At 72.9% G+C, this 4,737-nt stretch carries 5 protein-coding genes; 1 reads left to right on the plus strand and 4 read right to left on the minus strand.

What is annotated here, in order from left to right; translation table 11 throughout:
• Positions 1-35: 35 nt before the first annotated feature.
• The 3 genes from AB0J68_RS27550 to AB0J68_RS27560 form a co-directional block, all read right to left on the minus strand.
• Entirely contained in the window at positions 36-782 is a 747-nt protein-coding gene (locus AB0J68_RS27550) for a tyrosine-protein phosphatase (RefSeq protein WP_363941244.1), read from the minus strand.
• Between the two features lie 57 nt (positions 783-839).
• The gene (locus tag AB0J68_RS27555) at positions 840-1,298 is read right to left on the minus strand and encodes a PRC-barrel domain containing protein (RefSeq protein ID WP_363941246.1); all 459 of its coding nucleotides are present in this window, start codon (positions 1,296-1,298) and stop codon (positions 840-842) included.
• A 209-nt stretch (positions 1,299-1,507) separates the two neighbouring features.
• A complete protein-coding gene (locus AB0J68_RS27560; RefSeq protein ID WP_363941249.1) occupies positions 1,508-2,038 on the minus strand; it encodes a carboxymuconolactone decarboxylase family protein in 531 nt (176 codons plus the stop codon).
• Between the two features lie 292 nt (positions 2,039-2,330).
• Here AB0J68_RS27560 and cimA point away from each other — a divergent pair, with 292 nt between their 5' ends.
• Positions 2,331-3,929 carry a citramalate synthase gene (gene cimA / locus AB0J68_RS27565; protein ID WP_363941252.1) on the plus strand — a complete coding sequence of 533 codons (1,599 nt, stop codon included), beginning with the start codon at positions 2,331-2,333 and terminating at the stop codon, positions 3,927-3,929.
• A gap of 72 nt (positions 3,930-4,001) precedes the next feature.
• Here cimA and AB0J68_RS27570 read toward each other — a convergent pair.
• Positions 4,002-4,737 (minus strand): endonuclease/exonuclease/phosphatase family protein (locus AB0J68_RS27570; protein WP_363941254.1); only part of this gene is annotated, 736 nt, incomplete at its 5' end.

The following is a 4,737-nucleotide window of genomic DNA, read 5'->3' on the forward strand; positions in this document are numbered from 1 at the left end:
CCGGCCCGTTCCCACGGGCCGGTCAGCGCGGCCCGCTAGACCTCGTCGAGCAGGTGGTCGCGCAGGGCCGCGAGCTGCTCGTCGGTCACCCCGGCGTGGCGCAGGTACGCCTCGATCGAGCCGTGCCCCTCGCGCAGCTCGTCCAGGAACATCTGCATGGCCTCGGCGGGTGACGCCAAGAACGGCGCGGGCACCTCGGCCGCGTTCGGCATGGTGGCGGCCAGCCAGGCGCTGAACCGGGCCGACGCCTCGCTGCTCAGCGCGTAGTCGGCGGTGATGTCGGCGTCGTCGACGCCCAGGACGGCGAGGGTGAGGGCGCAGACGATGCCGGTGCGGTCCTTGCCGGCCACGCAGTGCACCACCACCGGGGCATTCGCGGAATCCGCGATCAGTCCGATCGCCTCGGCCAGCCCCGCGGTGCCGGTCTGGGCCAGGTCGGCGTACCGGTCGGCGAGGTAGCGGGCCAGGTCGGTGCCCTTCTGGTGCGGCGTACCCGACCAGTCCTCGTGCTCCGGGTGGATGTGCCGGTAGGTCAGCCCCTGGTATGCCGGCACCCGACCGTCGCGCTCCACCTCGGTGGGGCGGCGCAGGTCGATGACGGTGCGGATGCCGATCGCGGCGAACGCGTCCCGGTCCTGCTCGTCGAGGCGGTGCAGGGAGTCGGAGCGGTAGAGGCGACCCCGGCGTACGGTGCGGCCGTCGTGGCCGGGGTAGCCGCCGACGTCGCGGAAGTTGAAGGTCGCGGGCAGCGGGATGGGTCGTGTGTCGTCGATGGCGTCCACGTTCACACGGTAACGGCCGGCGGGCTTTTCGCCCCACCGGCCGTTGGGTCCGATCGGTCAGCGCGCGGTGCCCGGCGGCAGCGCGCCGTACGTCTCGTCGTAGTAACCGCCCAGCTGGTCCCGGTACGTCGGGTCGCTGTGGCTGCTCTCGTCGTACTCCGGGGCGGCCTTGATCTGGTCCCGGGTGCGGTCGACGGAGACGGTGCGCTGGTCGTGGTCGACCTGGTTGACGGTGCCGGCGGGCAGCATCACCTTCTTGCCGAAGATCCACGGTCCGGTGTCCACGACCAGGTAGCTGCCGCCGACCTCGTGACTGGCGCTGTCGATCTTGCCGACTCCGCCGTCGGTGGCCTCGACCTTGTAGCCGACCAGGTCGGCGTCGGCCACTCCGGCCGCGTCCCGGTAGCGCCAGGGGTCGAAGGTGCCGGTCGGTGCGCCGCCCGCCACGGCGCCCTGATCACCGCCGTGCAGCGGGTCGGGCCCGGCGTGGGCGGCGTGCGGGTCGATCCTGTCCATGCCGTTCACTCCTGACTGTCGCCGATCGTCTCTCGGCGTCGCTGGGTGCGTCCCGGCAGGAGCTACCCGGCGGTCGGGGTCCGGAAACGGCGCCCGGCTGGCGAGCCGGGGTGTCGGCGGGCCCGTACGGGCGGACCGAGCGTCGGTGGCGCGGCCCGTCGGGGTGCGTCGATCGCGCCATCGCCGTGGTGGCGGGCCCGGGGCGGGAGTCAGGCCAGAGCTGCCTCGGCGTCCAGCGTGACCGCCACCGCGTGCACGACGGCGGAGATCCGCAGCGCCTCGTGCACCTGTTCGCGGGTGACGCCACGGCGACGCAGCGCCTTCTCCTGCGTCTGGAGGCAGATCTCGCAGCCGTGGATCGCCGAAACGCCGAGGCACCACAGCTTGAAGTCGCTCTTGTCCACCCCCGGACGGGCGATGATCTGCATGCGGAGCCGGGCCGGCATCGAGGCGTACTCGGAGTCGCCGACGAGGTGGGTGGCCCGGTAGTAGATGTTGGTCATCGCCATGACTGCCGCCGCGCCCTTGGCCGCCTCGACGCCGTTCGGCCCGAGGTGGTCGAGCGCCTCGGCAGCGATCTCGCGCAGTACCAGCGGATTGCGGGCGGCCACCGCACAGGCCAGGGCCGTGCCCCAGGTCTGCGCCGGGGTCAGCGTCGAGGTGCCGATGGTGGCGTCGAGGTTGCGGGCGATGTCCGTGGCGTACGCGGGCAGGGCCGCCCGGATCGTGTCCAGTCCCACGGCTCAGCCCTCGGCCTCGGCGGGCAGGGTGTCGGCGTCGAGCGACACGGTGAGCACGGGGCCTCCTTGTGGGCGGGGTGTCATCTTCCGGCGGGTCAGGCGTCGCCACACCGACCGTGCCGTCCCGCGATGTGGATAGTTTCTCCCAAGAACGGGGCCGAGTGGCAGAGTAGCGAGCGTGACCAGCACCGCCCTGATTATTGCGACCTAGCGCGCCGGCTCTCCCTCCGCCGAGCGCGCAGACCTCCCGCATCCGCGGGAGGTCTTTTTGTTGCTCCGAGAAAGGATCCTGATGACGTTCCAGGTCTTCGACACGACATTGCGCGACGGCGCCCAGCGCGAGGGGCTCACCTACTCGGTGGTCGACAAGCTGGCGGTGGCCCGGCTGCTCGACGAGTTCGGTGTCGGCTTCATCGAGGGCGGCTGGCCGGGCGCGGTGCCCAAGGACACCGAGTTCTTCCGCCGGGCGCGCGCCGAACTGACCCTGCGGCACGCGGTGCTCGTCGCGTTCGGCGCGACCCGCAAGGCCGGCCTCGCGGTCGCCGACGACCCCCAGGTGCGTGCTCTGCTGGACGCGCAGACCCCGGCCGTCGCGCTGGTTGCCAAGGCCGACATCCGCCACGTCGAGCGTGCGCTGCGCACCACCGGCGCGGAGAACCTGGCGATGATCCACGACACCGTCAGCCACCTTGTCTCCGAGGGGCGCCGGGTGTTCCTCGACGGCGAGCACTTCTTCGACGGCTACCGCCACGACCCGGCGTACGGCGCGGCCGTGGTGCAGACCGCGCTCGCCGCGGGCGCCGAGCGGATGGTCCTCTGTGACACCAATGGCGGCATGCTGCCGTCCCAGGTGACCGCCGCGATCGTCGACCTGACCAGCCGACTCGGCGTCGACCCCGCGCTGTTCGGCATGCACGCGCAGAACGACACCGCGTGCGCCGTGGCCAACACGATCGCCGCCGTCGAGGCGGGTGTCCGCCACGTGCAGGGCACCGCCAACGGGTACGGCGAGCGCCCCGGCAACGCCGACATCTTCGCGGTCGTCGCCAACCTCCAGCTCAAGCTCGGCATGCCCGTCCTACCGGAGGGCTGCCTGGCGCAGATGGTGCGGGTCTCGCACGCCATCGCCGAGATCGCCAACATCGCCCCCGACACCCACCAGGCGTACGCCGGGGCCGCCGCCTTCGCCCACAAGGCCGGGCTGCACGCGAGCGCGATCAAGGTCGACCCGTTGCTCTACAACCACGTGGACCCGTCGGTGGTGGGCAACGACATGCGGATCCTGGTGACCGAGATGGCCGGTCGGGCCAGCGTCGAGCTCAAGAGCCGTGAGCTCGGCCTGGACCTGACCGACCGTCCGGAGGCGCTGACCCGGGTCACCAAGCGGGTCAAGGAGCTGGAGGCCGACGGCTGGTCCTTCGAGGCGGCGGACGCCTCCTTCGAGCTGCTGGTCCGCTCCGAGCTGCCGGAGGGCGGCCCGGCCCGGCCGTTCACCCTGGAGTCGTACCGGGTGCTGGTCGAGCACCGGGAGGACGGCGCGGTCGTCTCCGAGGCGACCGTGAAGATCCGGGTACGCGGCGAGCGGGTGATCGCCACCGCGGAGGGCAACGGCCCGGTCAACGCCCTGGACGAGGCGCTGCGGGTGGGGCTGGCGCGGCACTATCCGCGGCTTCGCGAGTTCGAGCTGGCCGACTACAAGGTGCGCATCCTGGAGGGCAGCCACGGCACCGGCGCCGTCACCCGGGTGCTCCTGGAGACAGCCGACGACAGCGGCCGCGACTGGACGACGGTGGGCGTGCACCCCAACGTCGTCGAGGCCAGTTGGCATGCCCTGGTCGACGCCCTCACCTACGGCCTGGCCCCCGCCTCCGCCACGACGCCAACTCCCTGACCTCCGCGATCCTGCACGGTGTGTCGACGGTCTGCGGCTTGTGCCCCGGACGTCGGGACGGGTCGGTAGGGGTCAGGCCGCGGGCAGGCGGAGGGTGGCCAGGACGGGGCGGTGGTCGCTGCCGGCCAGGTCGAACACGGTCACCTCATCGGCGGCGATGCGGCGGTCGACCAGCACGTGGTCGATCGTGACCGGGGGGATGAGGTCGCCGTCGTACGGGCCCCACGTGCCGGTCAGGCCCTCGCCGGTGGCGTCCGCGGCGTCGACGTAGCCGGTGCGCAGCAGTGCGCGCAGCGGCCCGTGGTCCAGGGTGGAGTTGAAGTCCCCGGCGAGGATCCGCAGGCCGCCGCCGGGGGTGGCCGGTGGCTGGGCGACCAGGTCGGCACGCCAGGCGCCGACCTGGTCCAGCGCGGACGGCGCCGCGGGGTGGGCCGACTCGACCCGTACCGGCGGGCCACCGGGGACGGCGAGCGTGCCGTACGCCTGGGTGAACCCCCAGCCACCGCGGTTGTTGCGGATGCCGGCGTCGCTGATCGGCCACCGCGAGTAGAGCGCGGACCCGGGCGTGCCGACGTGCGCGTTGAGCTGCCGGTAGGGCAGCAGCCGGTCGAGGCCGAGCCGGTCCAGGCTCGCCTGCGCCTCCGGAGTGAACTCCTGCACGGTGAGCACGTCGACCCGGTGCTGCCGGACCAGCTCGACAAGCGCCCCCGTGTCGGCGGCCCCGGCGAGCAGGTTGGCCGTGAGCAGCCGGATCGTCGGGCCGGTCGCCGCCGGCTGTGGCGCGGCCAGCGCCCGGGGCGCCACCACG

The sequence above is a fragment of the Micromonospora sp. NPDC049580 genome, from assembly GCF_040675595.1.
Classification (GTDB): Bacteria; Actinomycetota; Actinomycetes; order Mycobacteriales; family Micromonosporaceae; genus Micromonospora.

What these genes read in the sequence shown, in the direction of transcription:
- AB0J68_RS27555 (WP_363941246.1), bottom strand. Translation starts at nt 1,298, where the DNA reads ATGGACAGGATCGACCCGCACGCCGCCCACGCCGGGCCCGACCCGCTG.
- cimA (WP_363941252.1), top strand. Translation starts at nt 2,331, where the DNA reads ATGACGTTCCAGGTCTTCGACACGACATTGCGCGACGGCGCCCAGCGC.